Genomic DNA, 19,278 nt, shown 5'->3' with positions numbered 1-19,278 from the left:
TACTGTTATTTAATAAAAATTTGATTAAAATCATTTTATAAAAATGTTACTAAGATCACTTTTAAAACTGATTGATAACACATTTTTCTTACTTAGAAAAAAAACACATCATTAAGTAAATTTACAGCTACAAAAAAATAGATGTTTTAACGTTAATATACACCTTTGTTATTCAAAAAAAACAGAATTAAAACGTCATTTCTCCTACTCTACCTCCTGAACACGGAAAATAATATCGGCAACGCCACTTCCTAGTCCACCTTCTGTCCACCGTTTGGCTTCTTCTTTTTAGTTCCAATAACTGCTCGATCTTTTCATAATCCGTTACTTGTTTATCCCCAAACTTCACCTATAATAGGTAATATTCCGACCCCATTTTCCCGATCTTTTCGTCCCTATTGACGATAAGAAATGGCACGCATAATCATTACGTATCCTTTCGTTGTATATTTGCCTTTCTTCGGATCTTCTATCTCCAAATAATAAAAATAAGTACCGTCTTTCAGCCCCAGACCACCCCAATCGTTCTGATAGTTTTGAGAATGGTAGACTTCGTTACCATGTCGGTTAAATACCCGCAATCTTTTGACTTCAAAAGATTCCAAACCCTTTATCTCAAAATAATCGTTAAAGCCATCGTTATTCGGCGTGAATACATTTGGTATAAAGAAGTACACGACATCCACTTCAGTTAGAGACTCACTATTCGATAATTCGGCATTAGTATGCTCACTTATTACCGTTGCCAAGGTTATTGCCGTTCCCGGTATAGCACCTCTCAGCTCTACCCATAATGAGAGTGCTTCTTTTGTTTCCATCTTTGGTACTTTCCATATAATCTGCCTGTTTGCGGCATCATACGTAACAGTACCTACATATCCTTCCAAAATTCCGACATATTCTACTTCCCGAGGGAGATCGAACGTAACAATTAAATCGGTCACCGCATCATCACCATGATTGATCAGCATCAGCTGATGGTTCATCGTATTATTTACCAATACGGATTTTGCCGAAGGCAGGTTTCGGATTTCTACATCCACCGTGATCTCTTCTCCAAGCGGATCTACAATAATTTCAACCGGATCCGAAAGATCAGAATTACAGCCATCACCTAGCGCGATTACGGTATAAACTCCGGCTTCAGTGACTACAATACGCTGATCATGGAAACCGTTTATAGACTCCCCATTTTTGAACCAGATATAAGATAAGGCATGTACGGCATCAGCCCGCAATGTTACCTTTTTACCGCTAACAATACGCAAGGTCTGCTGCTGTGCCTCTGCCCGCGGTAAAGCCAGCAGAAGCACAACAAATGACATTAGGATATGACGTAGCAAACCTTGCATGATATTGTTATCGATACGAAAATTCAGCTATTAATCGTTAACAGCTTCGATCGTGATAGTTGGCCTTCCAGGTTTCGGTGTAACAACCAATTCATATGGAGTGACGGAACCTCCGACTTGAGCTGTCCATAGTGCATGAGGCCTGTTCTCTCTTTCTTTGATATCTTCACTATACTGAACTTCAACGTAAAAGTGATAAGTACCGGGTACCAAAAGATTACTATAATCAGTTATAGTTAATGAATTGGATGCTCCTGATACGGTATTAACGTTACCAGGTAATTCAATTTGAGTGCCCGGAGCATCAATATTAATCGCATACCACCTGTAAGTCATCTCAAATTGATCGACATCAGCATTAGGATAACCTCCTTGATATGCAACATTAGCATCAAAGACGAGGCTAGCATTAAGTTGTAAACCGGTAGTCGGCACCACATTTTCACAAAATTGTGTAATACTCCCTATCTCTGGATTCGCTGTTGGGTCCACTGGACGCAGAACGAAAAACACAATATCCTGAAACTCATCAGACTGACAAGTCACGGTGCCATCTTCCACTAATCCGTATACTCGGTATTTATAGTATCCAGGCTCCAAAGCGCCCAATACTAGATCACGTGTCGTCTCGCCCGCTACTACTACCGGTGTCTCGGCCACTCCATCATACGCTAGTTTATACCAAATATAGCTGGTAAAAGTTAGTGGCACAGAGCTATTATCTACCAAACTTGCTCTTAAAGTCAATCCTGTCTCAGAAACACCTGCATTTTCTTTGTAAAAAAGAATTGTATTAGGTTGATCTGTAATAGGCAAAACTCCGTCGTCCAGGGTACCTAAATTCAAATCCGTCTTATTAGTAACCGGAGATGACGGGACAGGTGCGACAAGTTGTGCATAAGCTCCATCTGCTAATACCAATAGAAACAATGCTACCAGCCCTGTTTTCCATAATTTTAATTGACTTTTCATATTGATTAATTTTAATTGTTTAGCATTTTGTATTTAATATTTTTCACTTAGTTAATAACATCTGATATCGTGAGGTGAGGTTTACCTGGAAGCGGCGATACAGTAGCGTTCACTGCTACCCTTAGTGAAGAGCAGCCCGTTTCTATATCTATCGCTTCAATATAGTAAGTCCCCGTTTCAGTGACTATTGAAGAAGACAAAGCTATACCTCCAATAGATTGTGTATAAAATTTATACTCATAATAATTAAGTTGACGGTTTGCAATCGCATCCATTAAATCTAGCTCTTCACAACCTGTTAACGCATCTGACAAATTTGGTTCAGGAATCAAATCAATATGCGGAGTACCAGAAACTTCGTAGACTCGGAGACTTTCACCAGTGCCCAAACCCAATGCTTGATTAATTCTAATTTCAACCCTATCATATGCTGCTTGAGGACGAAATCCAAATGACACTGGAGAACCATCAACTAAAAGCCCTAGTAAATCGACACTTAATCCCAATTCAGTTAAAGTCTTATTCTCGACCTCATCAGAACCATTATAAGCCATGAAAGATATATTACTTAATAATTCAACATTAAGAATAGATGGAGCTGCCCCAATAGTAATATTTATAGATGAATTCGCAGAACTTAAATTTCCGAGATAAAACGATTGACGGAGACTCCCGCCAACCTCTAGCAGACCGCCACTCAATGTTGAATATGTTTCTAAATCGCCATCTATTGCTCGATGCAAATTTGAGGTTAATGTCCCTCCTAAGCCAAGAAGATCTAAATCAATACCTGCCCCTTCGAAGGATGTTGAAAATATACCTGAACAATTATCTATATTATCTAAATAGAAGGCATTATAAACGTCAAAAGTATATTGAGTACCCAATCCTACGGCTGACACAGATCTATTTATGATTCTAATTCGATCAAAAACTTGATCTGGCTTTATAGCTAGATAATGATTCCCAATTTTATCCACAACTATCCTTACCCGATCCGTACTAAAATTTTGATTGCTATTACGAATCTCAACAACGGCACCTAACGAATTTCTCGCTTGAATTTCAAATTCTTGATTCCCTAATAGAACCGAACCAAGAACTCCACCTAATAAATTTCCTAAACTGCCACCAAGTAACGCTCCTAAAAGGTCTAAATCTGCATTAATTTGAACAAATGCCCAACTATTAGCTGGTCTATTGGCAGCAAATTTTAGTTCAATTCCTCCTTCATACGACGCTAATCCCACGAGAAGACCTGGACTAGCCAATAACCTAGCATAAGTATTATCATTCAAGAGTGCATTTCCTGAGTTACTGATAGTCGGTGTATTATAACAAGGCTGTAAGTAGGGGGGAAAACTGCCACATCCTATTAAAGAGGACATTCCATTAGGACTAGTATAAGTTATCTCATTCGCAAGTATTTTTGTCTGCCCATACCCCACCTGCACCATTGCTAAAAACAGCAATAGACCTATACCCAGTCTTGCAAGCTTGCACGCTCCCATCACGTTGTTAAAAAAATGAATTAAAAAGATTAATTCGGTTAATAAATATTGCTTTTCACAGGGGATGATAGAGTCACTTCTATTCCTTGAATATATTGCTTTGCATCCGAACTAAAATTAAAAATATATTTTAACAAAAGAAACACTATTCTTTTATTAATTAAATATGATGACAGCAAAAAACACCAAGCAGGTTTAACATTTCAAAAGAAAAGCTTTTAACTCACTAATAATTAGACACAAAGAAAAAGAACTAGACAGTCTACCTGTGACCGAACTAACGGCATAAAAAAGGCACATTATTTATTACGGATTGTAACGAAACGAATTTTTAGCCTCCAAAAGCGGTTGGTCCATCTATCCCGCAGATTAAAATATGCCGAGATCGGAGCAGAAAGTGGCTACCGATTATCGATTTAAGAATAGAGGCAATAAAAAAATGGAAAGCTTAACACCCTAAAGATCCTGTGCAATAGCGACGCCAGCGGCCCAGGCCCACTGGAAATTATAACCACCGAGCCAACCGGTAATATCTACCGCTTCTCCACCGATATAGAGACCGGGAAAGTTTTTGGCTTCCAATGTTTTGGGTTTTAACTCGTCTGTAGCAATACCGCCGCGCATCACCTCCGCCTTATCGTACCCCTTATCACCCGCAGGCTTTACCTTAAAGGCATGTATCGTCTCGACGATACGCTTTGCATCAGCTTTCCCAAGCGAAGCGATCTTCGTGTCAATGGGTAAAAACTTCGCCAGCGCTTCGACCATCTTCTTGGTAAAATAGTCATTTAACAACTGCCCAATGGTTCGCTTCCCGCCGAGTTCACGTTCCCGCTTGATGAGTTCTTCTAATTTAAACTTCGGCAACAGGTCCATGGTAAAGACCTCTCCTGCCCGCCAATAGGAAGAGATTTGTAATATAGCTGGGCCACTCAGTCCCCAGTGCGTAAAAAGGATATTCTCATCAAAAGAAATACGATCATTATAGACCCGTGCAAAAACCGAATTACCTGATAGAGAAGCATACCATTCGGCATCTTTGCCGGTGATCGTCAGGGGCACTAAAGCAGGCGCAGTACCGATCACTTGCATGCCCAGTTTTCGGGCTGTGCGCAAAGCGAAATCCGAAGCCCCCAATTTGGTTACGGGCAATCCTCCCGAAGCAAGTACCACCTTTTTGCAATGGAGCACCTGTTCTTTACCGGCTCTTTCGATCGCAATGGCATATCCATCCGCGGTTTGATCGACTGATTTCACTAGGGTATCCAACCAAAGATCCTGCCCGGTATCGTAGAGAAGTTTAGTAAATACGGCGACAATATCCTTGGCTTTATTGGTTGTGGGGAATAGTTGCCCTAAGGTTTTTTCTTCCCCCCTTATGCCTCCGAAGTCTTCAAAGAAACGTATGGTATCGTCTATCGTCCACTGTGCAAATACAGCATTTAAAAATTGTGGATTCTCCGAGACGAAATTATCGACAGTCGTATACAGGTTGGTGAAATTACAGCGACCGCCACCCGAGATCAAAATCTTAGCTCCGGGTTTATCGTTGCGTTCCAGCACGAGTGTTTTTTTACCCAACAAACCGGCTTGTGCAGCACACATAAGTCCGCAGGCTCCTGCCCCTATGATAATTGCGTCGTAATTTTTCAAAGTCTATTTTATTTATTTCTATCGTCATCGCGATAAGCACAGAAGAGACGATATTATTCATCATTTGCCAAAGACTGCCGCGTCGTAATCCCCCTCGCAGTGACGATACAAAAACAACAAACCTAGGAAATCAGCTCCCCTTTCAGTGGAATAGTTCGCTGCTCAGCTGCCGAGTGCTCCGCAAGCTCCAAGATACGGATTACATCACGGGCTTGCTCGGCTTTTACAAAAAGTTCTCCATCACCTTTTAAAACGGCAGCAATATTGGTGTAAAAATCCTGACCAGACCCCACTTCACTCGGCACCAGCTCTTCTACATCTGCACCATTTTCAAGTAAGGCCAGCTTTCCAAACGACGTCTCGTCTTCCTGTCCCCAATTGTCGATACGATGAGGCATAGCGCCATTCCTAAGGAGTGCTTCCTGCGGATCGACCCCTCCTTTGATAAATGTACCGTTCATTCCAAACAAGCTATACCGTGGAGTAGCTTGTTTTGCCAGCATCTGTCCTTTGAGGGAAACTTTTAACCGGGGATAAGACAGGATAAATTCAAAATCATCAATGGCCTTTGCACCATCACGCTGTACGCGGAGGTCAGCAAATACCGTCTCAGGCTGTCCGAACAACTGCAGTGCTTGATCAATCAGATGCGCTCCCAGGTCATAATGGATCCCTGAACCGGGAAGGTTTTCTTCTCTCCAGGCTCCCGGTCGAAGGAAGTTACGAAAGCGGTCGTACCGTGCTTCATAATTCGCCAATCTACCTAAGCGTCCTGAGGAAATAACTTTTTTCACCGTCTTAAAATCCGAATGAAAACGGGCATTGTGATGTACAGACAACAACAGCCCCTTTGACTTTGCCAAGGAAATCAGTTCGTCTGCTTCTGCCGTCGTATTGGTAAAAGGTTTCTCCACAACCACATGTTTACCGGCTTCCAACGCACTTTTCGCCAACGAAAAATGCACATCATTCGAGGTCGCCACGACGACCAGATCTACCTCCGGATCAGCAATAATTTCATCTGCAGACAAAACCCCGATGGCATCGGGATACCGCTCGGCCAGTAGTTGCTGTTGCTCGGGCTTTCGTGCTGTTACTTTATATAATTCCAAATCGGGATTACCAGCGATAAAAGGAGCATGAAATACATGCCCTCCGATAGAGAATCCGATTAGTCCTACTTTGATTTTGTCCATCTTACATTTTTTTTGCTGATTTGCAAATTTGCACATTTGCTTTCCAACTACATTTGTTCCGGAACAGCAATCCCTAACATCCGCATGCTCTCCGATATCACCTTGGCCGCAGTCGCGGATAGGTTCAGTCGAAATGCTTTAACATCGGGATCTTCTGCTTTCAGGATCGTCTCTTCGTGGTAAAATTTATTATACAACTTAGCCACATCATACACATAATTTGCCAGCTGTGCCGGACTAAATTCCGTCGCCGAAGCTTGAATAATAGCCGGATAATTTGCCAACGACTGAATCAGGTCGCGCTCAAACACCGATAAAACTGATGGTATAGCAGCGGAACCCGAAGCATATGCTGCCTTGCGCAATACCGATTTAATACGGGCATGTGTGTATTGGATAAACGGACCCGTATGGCCTTGAAAATCCACCGATTCATTCGGATCGAATAATAGTCTTTTTTTCGGATCTACTTTCAACAAAAAGTATTTCAATGCCCCCATACCAATCGTATTATACAATTCCGCTTTGGCTTCTTCCGTTAATCCTTCGGTCTTCCCTAATTCTTCGGTACGCGTCTGTGCGGTTTCAATCATTTCCGCCATGAGATCATCCGCATCCACAACCGTTCCTTCACGAGACTTCATTTTACCCGAAGGAAGATCCACCATGCCATACGACAGATGAAACAGCCCTTCGGCCCATGATTTGCCCAATTTTTTTAAGATCAGAAACAACACCTTAAAATGGTAATCCTGTTCGTTTCCGACGACATAAATAGATTCATTCATCCCAAATTCGTCATACTTAAGCTGGGCTGTCCCCAGGTCCTGTGTGATGTATACCGAAGTACCATCACCGCGCAGTACCAGTTTCTGATCCAAACCTTCGTCACTCAAGTCAATCCAAACCGAATTGTCTTCTTTTTTAAAGAAAACACCCGAATCCAAACCTTCCTGAATGATATCTTTGCCCAGCAGATAGGTGTTCGACTCGTAATAATATTTATCAAAATCAACACCGAGCTGACTATATGTCTTTTCGAAACCCGCATAAACCCAGGTATTCATCGTCTTCCACAGTCCGACGACCTCTTCGTCACCAGCCTCCCACTTCTGGAGCATCTCCTGCGCGTCTTTGATCAATGGTGCATTCTTCTTCGCCTCTTCCTCCGTCTTTCCTGCAGCCACCAAACCTTCTATTTCTTTTTTGTATTCCTTATCAAAGATCACATAGTATTTTCCGACCAGGTGATCCCCTTTTAGGTTAGCCGATTCCGGAGTTTCTCCATTGCCAAACTTCTGCCAGGCCAACATCGATTTACAGATGTGGATTCCTCGGTCGTTCACCAAATTAGCTTTTACCACATCGTATCCGTAAGCCTTCAGTATCTCCGCCACGGAATAACCTAATAAGTTATTGCGAATGTGTCCTAAATGCAGGGGCTTATTGGTGTTCGGAGAAGAATACTCTACCATCAAACGTTTCCCGTTCGACGGAAATTGACCATAATCAACCCTGAGCAAGGTATTGTTCAGGAGTTCGATCCAATAGCCATCCGCTAGGCTGATATTCAAAAAACCTTTAATAATATTAAAGCCGGAGATTTCCGCAATATTTCTCTGCACGTATTCACCGATCTCCGTTCCCGTCTGCTCCGGGGATTTCTTAGAAAAGCGTGTTACCGGAAACGTTACAATGGTAATCTGTCCCTCAAATTCCTTGCGTGTCTCCTGCAAGGTAATCTGGGAAGCAGGAATTTCCGCGTTATAAAGTTCTTTTACAGCACGAACGGTCTGTTCGATGAGCGTCTGTTGAATAGAAGTAGCCATGTAATTATTTCGTAATTTTTACAACCCTCTGATAATGAATTAGAAATTTATCAACCTAACTGTTTAGGTATTCATCCTGAAAGTATATCTTTGCCAAAAATAATAAAAAATGCAGAGCTATCAGGAATTTCTTGACCTAAGTGTTGGTTTTCCGCAAGACGGATTCGAAATTATCGACGACGAATTGTACTTCCACGACCTGAATTTGATGGAGATGATAGAAACGTATGGCACGCCATTGCGTTTTACGTATTTACCCATTGTCAGCAAAAAAATCCAACAGGCGAAAATCTTGTTTCAAACCGCAATCCTGAAACACGATTACCGCGGATCTTATAAATATTGTTATTGTACGAAATCCTCGCATTTCAAGCACATCGTAGAAGAAGCGTTGAAAAACGACATCCACTTGGAAACCTCCTCTGCTTTTGATATGCCGATGATCGATTCTTTGGAACGCCAGGGTAAAGTCACCAAGGATATCACCGTGATCTGTAATGGATTTAAGACGTATCAGTATAAACAGTATATCATTGATATGATCCACGATGGATTCAAAAATATTATCCCGGTATTGGATAACAAAGAAGAATTCAATCTGTACGATGATGAGATCGAATTGGACCAGCCCTGCTCCCTTGGTATCCGTATTGCAGCTGAGGAGCAACCTGATTCGCAGTTCTATACCTCTCGTTTAGGCATCCGTATGGAAGACGTGATCGACTTCTATAACAACAAAATCGTAGACAATCCAAACTTTAAAGTTAAACTATTACACTTTTTTATCAATTCGGGGATCTCCGATACGCCATATTACTGGAACGAATTGGAGAAATACGTGACTTTATACTGTAAATTCAAAAAGATCAATCCAGATCTGGACACCTTGGATATAGGTGGCGGTATGCCATTCAAAGACTCCTTGGTACATGATTTCGACTACGAGTATATGGTGAATGAAATCGTGAACCGCATCAAGCAGATCTGTGCACACCATGAGGTGATGGAACCGGATATTATTACCGAATTCGGAAAATATACCGTAGCAGAAGCTTCGGGGATTTTATACAAAGTATTGGGCCGTAAACTGCAAAATGACCGGGAGAAATGGTTTATGATCGATGGATCATTTATCACCAATCTACCCGATGTATGGGCATTGAACCAAAAATACATCCTTCTACCCATTAATAATTGGGATTCGGAATACGAGCGGGTTAATTTAGGTGGGATTACCTGCGACGGGCAGGATTACTACAACCAAGAGGCACATACCAGTTCTGTCTTTATGCCAAAAACACGTAAAGTACAGTATCTCGGCTTCTTCCATACCGGCGCTTATCAGGATGTATTAAGTGGATACGGTGGGATACACCACTGTCTGCTCCCTTCGCCTAAGCACGTATTGATCCGTCGTAACCGCGATGAGACATTCAATTACGAAGTATTCGGCGAAGAACAAAATTCAAAACAAGTCATGAAATTATTGGGATACCAGTAGATAAATAAGAAAGGTATAGTCAAATCAATCAGATCACTGGTACACAGAAATACCGGCCTAAGAGCACCAAATATATACGGCAACTTATCATATCCGATGGCCTGTTAATAGATATTTGGTGCTTTAAATAGCTACGTAACATCACACGTAATGCGAACACTTTGTACGTAAATCATTCCGCTTTCTAGATACATCATATTACTTGCTTGTTGCTCGTATTTTATTGTTCATTATACACGAACAGTCTATTACGCACTAAGAACAGATATTCACCCAGTAGAAACTATTCAGCATCGATTAGAAACTGTTTACCATCATTTAGAAACAATTCGCTACCCAAAAGAAACAGCAACTTTCCGATTAATAACCGATTTCCCATTCATCGTACTTGTTGACAACCTCATACTTCTTACTTCGAGATCTAAGTTTATCCATTATTGTCGTTTATAAATGCACTTCGCGACGTCAATTTTAACTTTAGGTTACACATATTTATATTTTTCAATCAAACAACACCCTTATGAAAGAAAAGATTGCGATATATGTCAACTATGTACCGTTAACCGCAATAAGTTACTTGGTATGCTTTTTTTCCATCCAGCAAAAACACGACTACATTATCTTTATATTTTATATTTACAACAAATAGAGAGAATAAGCTCCACACACGATGCAACTATTTCCTCATATGACCCCATTAATTCTAGAAATCATGCCTCGTTATTGGAAGTATTATTAAGCTAATTTTCTCTAAAAGCATGTTACGTAACATGTTGAGTCAAGCATACACTATCAGCTCCCTGTATGTTACCTACAACACAGTCTGCTACGAACGACCGTCCTAGATAAACCCCGTAAACTTCGAAATAAACTTCAGCACAACAACATCCTATAAATGGTTCTCAAGAGCACATGCGATAGAAGAGGCTGACTTTCTTCTGCCGATTGATTAATAACACTACGGGCCTTACCAATTACATTTATTATATTTACGATATGCTTTTCAGCATTTTATTTCTTTAGAACACCGTAACATATATGAATTTACTAAATCGCAACAGGTAACCGTATGAAGTATATAAGAGCAAAAGCTGGATTTATCCGTTATGCGGACGATGCGTTAGTTGTCGCTGCATCACGGATTATCAAATGCCTGAAAGACTCCCCCTATTTCACGGAACCAACGCCTTCTTTGGCAGAGTTGGAAGCATCTTATGCCGAATATTACGACAACGTGTTGCAGGCAAAAGGCGGCGGTCTCCGTTATATCTCCGCTAGACGGGAAAGTAAACGCAGATTGGCCACACAGTTACAGCAGTTGGCTTTCTATATCAACCTAGTCAGTGACGGTGACCTGGTCAAGCTATACAGTTCCGGCTTTCCCGTCCTGGACAAAAAGCGCAAAGGACATCATCCATCCACACCTGAAGGGCCGTACCTTCTGGATGGTCGGGTAAGTGGTGAAGTGGCTTTTGGCTTTAAACCTGTAGGTCGCGATATGTTATACGATTACTGCTTTGCTTCGGCACTAGATAAAAAAGAAAATCCAATCTGGGAAGACATACAGACTACTAGCCGCTCTTTCCGAAGCTATGCCGGAGGCTTTGAGCCCGGCAGATATGTATATTTTAAAGTACGTGCAAAAAACAAACACGGAGTCAGTGATTGGTCGATGGTAGTTATGCTGATGGTGCGGTGATCAGGAAATAAATGCCCCTGCCGATATCGACAACGTCTTTAGATAACACGCAAGGGCGGGTAAGGTCTGACGCTACAAAAAGGTATTGACGACAGCGCTCCTGTTGTAATGGGAATAGACTACGGGAGGGCTTACGACTTGATAAATACCGAATAGTAAAAGGTACAACATTTTGACAGCTTTATGCAACTTGAATAAATAAGTATAGATTTGTGTAAAAGCATATATAATGAAGGTCCATATATCCGCTATTCTTTGGTTGTCGTTACTTTACCCGTTTGCTGTCGTAGATGCGCAAACACCATTTAGAGTAAAAGAGTACACTTACTTTGATGGCCTCCCTTCGGATAAAGTAATGGGAACATATTTCAACGCCAAAAAATTTCTTTATTTGGTGACAGGAAAGGGTATTTCTGTTTTTGACGGTTATCGATTCTTAACATTTACACATCTCAATAATGATATAAATGCCTATTCTTTTACAGAAGATATCTTATATTTTGAAGATCGGGAAGGTCTAAAACGTCTAGACATCAGCACCTTTACCACACAGGCCGAAATGATCACCGCTAAAGACTACTCGGATGCAGACCCAAACAATGATCATTTTAATTCAATTTATGTAGACCAAAAAAAAAGGATTTGGTGTAACGATTTTAACCACATTAAATACATCAATACTCAAAAAGAAGTAAGCTCTTTTTTACTCTTTCCAAAACAAACAGAACTATATGATAACATCCGGTTTTTTGAAATCGCCGCGAATGAAATTTGGATCGCTACACCTATGGGTTGGTTTATATGGGACGAAAAAACAAATAACATTAAAAAACATTTCCATCCAAAATTAGCCGATGCTCGCATCATTTCCGCCTTTCAAATAGATACACATACACTTGCCTATTCCACAGCGTCTAATGAAATTATTTTATGGGATTTAGCTACTGCGACTATATTGACCACTATAAAAACACCCAGTGACCAACCTATCGTAGGATTTTCTAAAACTGAGCGCACCATTTTTATACATTCGAATAAAAACATATGGACTATTGATCCTAAAAACTTTACGACAGAACTCATGTTTTCAACGGATAAAAGAATCCGGCATGTAAACCACGATGAGGAGACGAATATCAGTTGGATCGCTACGGACCACGGTGTACAACAACTTATATCGCCTCATAGCGGGTTGGAACTATATTTCACAGATCAGAAAACTGAAAAGCCAAACACTTTTATATCCTTGGTTGAACGTGGCGATGCCGTATATACACTTAATGAAATGGGTGAAATATGGGTACTTGAACGGGAAAAATTTAAAAAAGTCTATACCAATAACGAAAACCGAAAGATTCATGGTCTCAGTTTAATTGAAAATATGGTCGTCGTCAATGCGAATGATGGCATTTTCTGGTTCAGAGACAATAAATTAATTCCTATCCCTATCGATCTTCAAAACAACACCATAGATAAAAAAATTGTAAAAACGCTCATTACACCACAAAACGAACTATGGGTTTTATTCTCTAAAGGTAAAATAGGTCGTTACGACTGGAAATCGCTAAACCTCATAAACACTTCTTTTACCAATGATGCGGAATTTTGGAATGGAAATATCTGGAATGATATTGCGGTCGACAATGACGGCGTTATTTGGTTGGTAGGATGGATGCCCAAGGCTTATGGGATCGCTTACTTTGATACTAAACTGCAGAAATTTATTGAAATTTCAGAAAAGCACATCAACCCAGAACATGGAAAGTTTGTTGGTGATTACTATAACCGTATCGGGATCGGTAAAAAAGGAGCGCTGTATTTTTCGGCATTTGGTGGATGGAACCAAGTGGATTATAAGGGCAAAATCACAAAGCAGGTGGATCCATTCCAATATAACATTACAGGCAGTCATATTGTAGGTATTTCTGAGGATAAGAATAACAATGTATTTTTTGCCACAGAGGAAGGCTTACATGTTTATTTAAGGGGAAAGGATCAGGTCGCGAGGATAACGACTATCGACGGTTTACCGGTCAATGATCTAACGCATGGCTATCTTCAACTACGAAATGGAAAACTAGCATTGGGTATACAGGAAGGATTGATTTTGGCCTCTCAGGAAGAGTTACTCCAATCTTCCTTGATCAATCGAATGGAATTATCCCAGATCATGGTCAACGGCGACTTGCGATTCATAGACAACAGCGAGATCACACTCCATAAAACAGAAAACAATATAACCCTGTATTTCAGTAGTCTAGCTTATCTTGATATCGGAAAGGTAAACTACAAATATCGATTGAATAGCAACCACGAATGGACAGAAATTGGACATAATCCCGAGATTTCGTTTAACAACCTTTCCCCCGGTGACTACCAACTGACTGTAGTATGTTATGATAATCTCGGTAATACGCAACAAAAAACACTAGATATTCATCTGATTGCGCAGCCACCCTTTACCAAATCTTTGCCATTCTATATTATACTAGCAGTTGTCGTATGTGCCACAGTACTTGGTATTCATCGATATATCCTAAATAAACAGCGTAGCGAAGATCTATACAAACGAAAGATTAAAGACAGTGAGATGCAAGCATTGAGGGCACAGATGAACCCGCATTTTATGTTTAACACACTTAATTCAATAAACAGCTACATTGTTCATAATCAAACAGCTGATGCAAGTAAATATCTGATTTCTTTTTCTAAATTAATGCGGAATATACTCGAGAACTCAAGGCAGCAACTCATACCGCTAACAAAAGAAATTCAAACGTTGAAACTATACCTACAACTGGAGTCTGCTCGACTTGACCATATTTTTGATTATAAAATCGTCATTTCAGAAGAAATTGACCCAGATAGCCTGTATATTCCACCCACGCTTATACAGCCTTTTGCAGAGAACGCACTTTGGCATGGTATTCTTTGCAAAAGCGGACACGGAAAAATTGAGATCGATTTCAACCTTCTAGATGAGAGTACATTGGAGATAATAGTAAACGATGATGGCATAGGACGAAAAAAAAGCGCCGAACTGCTTAAACAGAAAGGTACAAGGCATAAATCATACGGCATTCAGATTACATGTGATAGATTAAATTTGGCCAATCCGCAGAATAAAGTCGTCATAGAAGATTTATACGATGACAACCATAACCCAAAAGGAACTCGGGTTACCATCACCATAAAACTCGAAAGGCGCGGATAATTTTCATCTCTCCCAGTTGACTGGACTCGGGATTATATTAAAGGATTCATAATTGGCCCCTCAATACGTTAGGGTTTCCCCTAAGTTTCCGCAGAACATTATGAGGAATCAATTATTTTTTTTAATTTCAATTCCGTATTTAATCTTCATTATGGACGTCCAGACCTCTCCTAGTTTTAAGAAAGAAGCGAAAAAAACTATTTTTTCCATTCTCGTCTTTGCCTTCACTTATCTTTTGTTATTTATTCTTAGTATAGGTCTTACCGCAGCCTGTATCTATGCGGGCATTACAGTCATTGCTGCTGCCCCTTCTATACCTACTCTTGGTTTAGGCCTAGCTTTAATTGCTTCGGCATTTACCGTACTCATTTACCTGATCAAGTTTATTTTTGCTTCTTCTAAAACCGACTTAAGCCATCTCACTGAAATCAAAGCGAGCGATGAGCCACGGCTATTCGCACTGATTGCTGAAATTGTTGAGGAGGTAGATACCAAATTCCCGAAGAAAGTGTATTTGTCGCACGATGTAAATGCGTCCGTATTTTACGATTCCAATTTTTGGAGCATGTTTTTGCCAATCCGCAAAAATCTTCAGATCGGAATGGGACTGGTAAATTCGGTAACGCATCAAGAGTTAAAAGCTATTCTCGCACATGAATTCGGGCACTTCTCTCAAAAGAGTATGAAAGTAGGTAGCTACGTTTATAATGTCAATCAGATCATTTACAATATGCTGTACAAAAATGAATCGTTAAACAAAATGAATGAGAAATGGGCATCCATAAATGGTTATGCCATGATCTTCATTGGTATATCAGCGTTCATTATCAAAGGCATCCAAAAAATACTTCAGCAGCTCTATTCCTACATCAATATCAATTACATGGCGCTCTCAAGGGAAATGGAGTTTCATGCCGATGAGATTGCGGCAAATGTAGCAGGATCCAAAGCATTATCCGAGTCGTTACTACGGTTAAGCTTTTCTAATTTTGCGTTGGAAAATGTGCTAAATTTCTATGACGATCGGGTGAAACTAAATGTTAAAAGTCCCAATTTATACACCGAACAACAGCTTGTGATGCAATTTTTGGCGAAAAAGAACAAATACCCTGTTCGTGGTGCATTTCCCGTCATCGAATTGGAACAAATCAAAAAATACAATAAATCTAAACTAAACATCGAAAATCAATGGGCCTCACATCCTTCCGACGAAGACCGGATCAATGCGCTCAACGCGTTAAATATCATCAAAGCCAACACCGATGATTCTCCGGCGATCGCACTCTTCGAAGACAACGGTGCGATAGCTAAGCACATTTCGAATGCATTATTTGCCCATATACAATATACTGAGGTACCAAACGAATTGAATCCGGAAAAATTCACGGAGGAGTTTATTGCTGATTTTGAGCAGAATGCATTCGACGATTTATACAATGGTTTTTATGACAGTAACAATCCTATAATCGAAAACCTGGCCTTAGTCGATAAGTCAATTGTTGAAATCGATGTTCAGGAATTATTCAGCGACGAAAAGATCGAATCGATATACGAATTAGCCGCGCTTAAAAACGACAAGGAAGCACTTATTGCAATACAAAACGGCGAGATTAAAATAAAGACGTTTGATTACGCCAGTGTCAAACATCCTGTACAAGAGACACATTTTGTGTTACAACAAATCGAGAAGGAGATCGCCGAAAAGGAAATGGAGATCAAAACAAATAACATAGCGGTTTTCCGATACTTTTATACGCTGGCCCGGGCACAAAATAAAGAAGAAGAATTATATAGACTATATGCTCAATTTGTGAAAATTGACCAACAATATGACGAAAAAATCAAATTCCATAACACATTGATAGAAACCACAAGTTTTATTTTTCAGGTTACTCCTTTTGATGAGATCACAACCCATTTAGAAGACGTGAAAAAGCTAGAACCAAAATTGAAAAATGAACTTTCACTACTCTTACAAACACCGTTGGTAACGGACAAACTGGATGAAAGTATTAAAAACACCCTGCAAACCTATACTGGAAATACACTTCATTATTTTGATGTCGACACGTACGACGACGACAATCTTACCGTTCTGTTCTCCGCCATTAATCATTATCAACAACTGATCGTAAGACAGTATTTTCTTAAAAAACAAGAGATATTAAAATTTCAGAAAGCATTATTATAAGGGTGACGATGAGGTAAATCATTTTTTTGACAAAAAAAACGAAGGATTAATTTTTATGCCCCTCTGTCGCCGAGGTGAGGGCGATTTCTTTTTTTAATAAAAAAAAGAAGGAAAACCGGAACGAAGTGGGGCTCAAGAATTCCATTGAAAACAAACATTTATTCTTAAAGTCGTCGCTGTACCCATTTGCCACATTGGCTAGTGCCTCTTCATGCAATTGGCAAATGGCTGAGGCGACATCTTGAGTAATTGTAAGGATAATGCATTGATTATACTGTACTTTTATGCTTCAGCTGGATTTACAAAATACAAATCAAGTCACATTTTCACAGGTGTTGCAATTAAACAAGAAATTAGGTAATTTTGTCCCATCAGACCCTTCTTGTATGTAAGAGCAGATTTCTTTCAAATTATATATCAGACATAAAACGACACCCCTGACATCGTTGAGCTGTATTTTTATTTACCGCTGAAAGAAACAATATGCTTATTTTACAAAACATTTCCTATATACATCCGAATAAAGATCTGTTGTTTGAAAACATCGATCTCTCCGTGAACGATCACGAAAAAATCGCACTAATTGGAAACAATGGTGTTGGTAAGTCTACCTTATTGCGAATAATCGCTGGCGAACTGGAAGTTACCGCAGGTACGGTATTTAAATCAGATCCCGCATACTATATTCCACAAATCTTTGGACAGTTTAACCACCTAACGGTCGGCGAAGCGCTACAAGTAGCGGATAAGCTTCGGGCATTTTACGCTATTTTAGATGGCGATGCAACAGACGAGAATTTATCCATCCTGGATGACGACTGGACGATTGAAGACCGTTGCCAGGATGCGCTTCGGTTTTGGCAACTTGATGATGTCACCTTATCAGATTCGTTAGCCGATCTAAGTGGAGGACAAAAAACGAAGGTTTTCCTAGCGGGTATAGGTATACATCGGCCTAAATTCATTGTTATGGACGAACCAAGCAACCACCTCGATGAAAATGGCCGGAAGCTGCTTTACGATTTCATAGCGGAACAGACCGCTACAATGCTTACCGTAAGTCACGATCGAAGGCTGCTAAATTTGTTAGACAAAATCCATGAGCTGAACCGCAATAACATCGCTACCTACGGTGGCAACTATGAATTCTACGCCGCACAAAAGAAATCCGAGCAGGAGGCACTCCAACATGACATCAAAAGTCATGAAAAATCGCTAAAGAAAGCAAAGGAAAAAGAACGCGAAACATTGGAGAGACAGCAAAAGCTCGATGCACGGGGTAAAAAGAAACAAGAAAAAGCAGGTCTGCCGACAATTGTAATGAATACCCTTAAAAACAATGCGGAGCGGAGTACATCGAAGATAAAAGGTATTCATACCGGAAAAATAAACGGGATCTCACAGGAACTGTTTAACCTTCGGGCAGAACAGTCCGATATAGATAAAATGAAATTCAATTTCAGCTCATCTAATTTACATAAGGGAAAAATTTTATTTGAGGCCACGAAAATTAATTTTGATTACGGTAAGGGGTCTATCTGGCATTCTCCGCTCTCCTTTCGGCTTGTAAGCGGCGAACGTATCAGTCTATCTGGAGCCAATGGTTCAGGCAAGACAACCCTGATAAATATGCTGTTGAATAACCTTAACCCGACATCAGGTATATTATCTCGTGCAGACAACAAGTCCGTTTACATCGATCAAGATTATTCCTTACTACAATCTAAGCTGTCCGTTTACGAGCAGGCACAGCAATACAACACTTCTGCCCTACTCGAACATGAAGTAAAAATTCGATTAAGTCGTTTTTTGTTTGACAAAGATACCTGGAACAAAAACTGTTCGATCCTGAGCGGTGGAGAAAAAATGAGGCTGATATTATGCTGTTTAACACTCGACCACAAATCTCCGGATATCCTTATCCTCGATGAACCGACTAATAATTTAGATATTCAGAATATCGAGATACTTACAGCTGCAGTCAATGCCTATCACGGAACATTAATTGTGGTCTCGCATGATGCGATCTTTAGAGAACAAATTAACATAGAACGGGATCTGGTATTAGATTAACCAATCCTCGACGGAATACGATGAAGGCATTAAACCATTAAGGCATCCAGTATAAACACTTCGGAATAAAATTTTACAAAACAGACT

General features: G+C 40.2%; 11 protein-coding genes. 5 read left to right on the top strand and 6 right to left on the bottom strand.

The window, feature by feature from the left end:
- Positions 1–395: 395 nt before the first annotated feature.
- From FAZ15_RS16030 to argS, 6 genes are all read right to left on the bottom strand, one after another.
- A complete protein-coding gene (locus FAZ15_RS16030; RefSeq protein WP_136902327.1) occupies positions 396–1,352 on the bottom strand; it encodes a T9SS type B sorting domain-containing protein in 957 nt (318 codons plus the stop codon).
- A 30-nt stretch (positions 1,353–1,382) separates the two neighbouring features.
- Positions 1,383–2,324, bottom strand: coding sequence for a hypothetical protein (locus tag FAZ15_RS16025; RefSeq protein WP_136902326.1), 942 nt, complete (start codon positions 2,322–2,324; stop codon positions 1,383–1,385).
- Positions 2,325–2,371: 47 nt separating this feature from the next.
- Positions 2,372–3,835: an immunoglobulin domain-containing protein gene (locus tag FAZ15_RS16020; protein WP_136902325.1), complete on the bottom strand. Its 1,464-nt coding sequence runs from the start codon at positions 3,833–3,835 to the stop codon at positions 2,372–2,374.
- Between the two features lie 456 nt (positions 3,836–4,291).
- A complete protein-coding gene (locus FAZ15_RS16015; RefSeq protein WP_262709312.1) occupies positions 4,292–5,488 on the bottom strand; it encodes a BaiN/RdsA family NAD(P)/FAD-dependent oxidoreductase in 1,197 nt (398 codons plus the stop codon).
- A gap of 122 nt (positions 5,489–5,610) precedes the next feature.
- Positions 5,611–6,684, bottom strand: coding sequence for a Gfo/Idh/MocA family oxidoreductase (locus tag FAZ15_RS16010; RefSeq protein ID WP_136902324.1), 1,074 nt, complete (start codon positions 6,682–6,684; stop codon positions 5,611–5,613).
- A 47-nt stretch (positions 6,685–6,731) separates the two neighbouring features.
- Positions 6,732–8,513 carry an arginine--tRNA ligase gene (gene argS / locus FAZ15_RS16005; RefSeq protein ID WP_136902323.1) on the bottom strand — a complete coding sequence of 594 codons (1,782 nt, stop codon included), beginning with the start codon at positions 8,511–8,513 and terminating at the stop codon, positions 6,732–6,734.
- A 109-nt stretch (positions 8,514–8,622) separates the two neighbouring features.
- Here argS and FAZ15_RS16000 point away from each other — a divergent pair, with 109 nt between their 5' ends.
- The 5 genes from FAZ15_RS16000 to FAZ15_RS15980 all read left to right on the top strand — a co-directional run bounded on the left by FAZ15_RS16000 (position 8,623) and on the right by FAZ15_RS15980 (position 19,191).
- Complete coding sequence (locus tag FAZ15_RS16000) at positions 8,623–10,014, top strand: arginine decarboxylase (RefSeq protein WP_136902322.1); 1,392 nt, start codon at positions 8,623–8,625, stop codon at positions 10,012–10,014.
- A gap of 1,069 nt (positions 10,015–11,083) precedes the next feature.
- Positions 11,084–11,713 (top strand): fibronectin type III domain-containing protein, encoded by a 630-nt coding sequence (locus tag FAZ15_RS15995; protein WP_136902321.1) that lies wholly within the window; start codon positions 11,084–11,086, stop codon positions 11,711–11,713.
- Between the two features lie 229 nt (positions 11,714–11,942).
- Entirely contained in the window at positions 11,943–14,927 is a 2,985-nt protein-coding gene (locus tag FAZ15_RS15990; protein WP_136902320.1) for a sensor histidine kinase, read from the top strand.
- 151 nt (positions 14,928–15,078) lie between these two features.
- On the top strand, positions 15,079–17,118 hold the full coding sequence (locus tag FAZ15_RS15985; RefSeq protein WP_162304975.1) for a M48 family metallopeptidase: 2,040 nt from the start codon (positions 15,079–15,081) through the stop codon (positions 17,116–17,118).
- Between the two features lie 483 nt (positions 17,119–17,601).
- Positions 17,602–19,191 (top strand): ATP-binding cassette domain-containing protein, encoded by a 1,590-nt coding sequence (locus FAZ15_RS15980; RefSeq protein WP_136902318.1) that lies wholly within the window; start codon positions 17,602–17,604, stop codon positions 19,189–19,191.
- Positions 19,192–19,278: the final 87 nt, after the last annotated feature.

The sequence above is a fragment of the Sphingobacterium olei genome (genome assembly GCF_005048855.1).
GTDB lineage: Bacteria > Bacteroidota > Bacteroidia > Sphingobacteriales > Sphingobacteriaceae > Sphingobacterium > Sphingobacterium olei.
This window is presented reverse-complemented; position numbering and strand designations above follow the sequence as displayed.